This window comes from Amycolatopsis sp. SID8362 (assembly GCF_010550475.1).
GTDB classification, from domain to species: domain Bacteria; phylum Actinomycetota; class Actinomycetes; order Mycobacteriales; family Pseudonocardiaceae; genus Amycolatopsis; species Amycolatopsis eburnea.
In genome coordinates, this window is sequence record NZ_JAAGNB010001799.1 from 1 (window position 1) to 1,003 (window position 1,003).

Here is a 1,003-nt window from a genome sequence, read left to right on the forward strand (position 1 = left end):
GGAAGAGGTCTACGACCGCTACCGCCGCACGCAGCCCGGCGCGCTGTCGCGGCCGCCGCGCTGGTGGAGCTCGGGTGCGGGGCAGCCGCCGATCGCCCCGGCGCAGCGGTACGTCGCCGTCCACCGCGACGCCGACGGGGTCGCGGACGGCTACGCCAGCTACGCGGTCGGCGAGCCCCGCACGTTGACCGTCGACGAGATCATCACCGCCGACGACGCCGTGTTGACCGCGCTGGCCCGGTTCGCGCTCGAGCACGACCTGGTGACCGACGTCGTGGTCAAGCACGTCCCGCCCGGGCACCCGCTGCGCTGGCAGCTCACCGACTTCCGCGCGGCCGAGGTCGGCGGCGACACGGACTGGCTCTGGGTCCGGCTCCTCGACGTCCCCCGCGCGCTGACCGCCCGCGGCTGGTCCGCCGACGGCGAGCTGGTCCTCGACGTCACCGACCCGTTCCTCGCCGAGCGCGACCGCTACCTGCTGACCGTCCGCGACGGCAAGGCCGAGTGCGTGCCGACCGACCGCGAGCCCGACCTGTCCCTGGACGTGAGCGACCTGGGTTCGATCTACCTCGGCGGCACGACCCCGAGCACGCTGGTGCGCGCCGGCCACGTCGAAGCCCACCACCCGGACGCGGCCGCCGTCGCGGACGACCTCTTCCGGGGCGAGCGCGCGCCGCACTGCCTGCACTGGTTCTGACCCGGTCATGGCCTTCTCCGACGCTTCCCTGACCGCGCTGCGGGTGTTCCGCGAGGTCGCCGAGCGGGGGACGCTCACGGCCGCGGCCGCCGCGCTCGGCTACACGCAGTCCGCGGTCTCGCGGCAGATCGCGGCGCTGGAACGCGCGGCCGGGACGCCGCTGCTGGAACGCCGTCACGACGGGGTGCGGCTCACCGCCGCCGGGCAGATCGTGCTCCGGCGGGTCACCGGCGTCGTCGACCAGCTCGACGCCACCGCTCGCGAACTCGCCGGGCTGCCCGCCGGACGGGCCACGGTCCGGCTGGG

At 75.8% G+C, this 1,003-nt stretch carries 2 protein-coding genes; both read left to right on the top strand.

What is annotated here, in order from left to right:
• The coding region (locus G3I65_RS54935) for a sterol carrier protein domain-containing protein (protein ID WP_203612770.1) at positions 1 to 697 on the top strand (697 nt) is incomplete at its 5' end.
• Between the two features lie 7 nt (positions 698 to 704).
• Positions 705 to 1,003: LysR family transcriptional regulator (locus G3I65_RS54940; RefSeq protein WP_160704430.1), on the top strand; the 299-nt coding region annotated here is incomplete at its 3' end.